Origin of the sequence: Gluconobacter sp. P1D12_c (assembly GCF_018812105.1) — a bacterium.
Taxonomy (GTDB): Bacteria; Pseudomonadota; Alphaproteobacteria; order Acetobacterales; family Acetobacteraceae; genus Gluconobacter; species Gluconobacter oxydans_A.
This window is the reverse complement of record NZ_JACSIQ010000386.1, coordinates 1-481: the sequence shown is the minus strand read 5'-3', so window position 1 is coordinate 481 and position 481 is coordinate 1. Positions and strand designations below refer to the sequence as shown.

At 55.5% G+C, this 481-nt stretch carries 1 pseudogene; it reads left to right on the top strand.

Annotated features, from left to right (window positions below):
* A pseudogene (locus tag KP705_RS17295) lies at positions 1-481 on the top strand (IS5/IS1182 family transposase); the annotation flags it as partial.

The window sequence follows — 481 nt, the reverse complement described above, 5'->3', positions numbered from 1 at the left end:
GCGTTTGACACAGGCGGGTGCCATTGAAAGGCTGTTTGACCGATTTGACGCGACCCTGCGGAACGCCGGTTATCTCCCGATGTCCGGCCAGATCCTGGATGCAACACTGGTGGCTGCTCCAAAGCAGCGCAATACGAAGGCTGAGAAAGCGGATCTCCGGGCAGGACGTATTCCAGAAGACTGGCAGGACAAGCCCGCAAAGATGTCGCATAAGGATCGTCATGCACGATGGACACTTAAGTTCACGAAGGCGAAGCGGCAGGACGATGGAACCATACCGTCGAGCGATCTCGCCATCCCGTTCTTTGGCTACAAATCCCACGTCTCCATCGACCGGAAGTTTCGGTTCATCCGAAAATGGAAGACGACGGATGCCGCCGCCAGTGATGGTGCGCGATTGAGAGAGGGGCTGTTAGATAAAACCAATACGGCCTCAAGCGTTTGGGCTGATACAGCTTATCGCTCGAAAGCCAACGAAGAC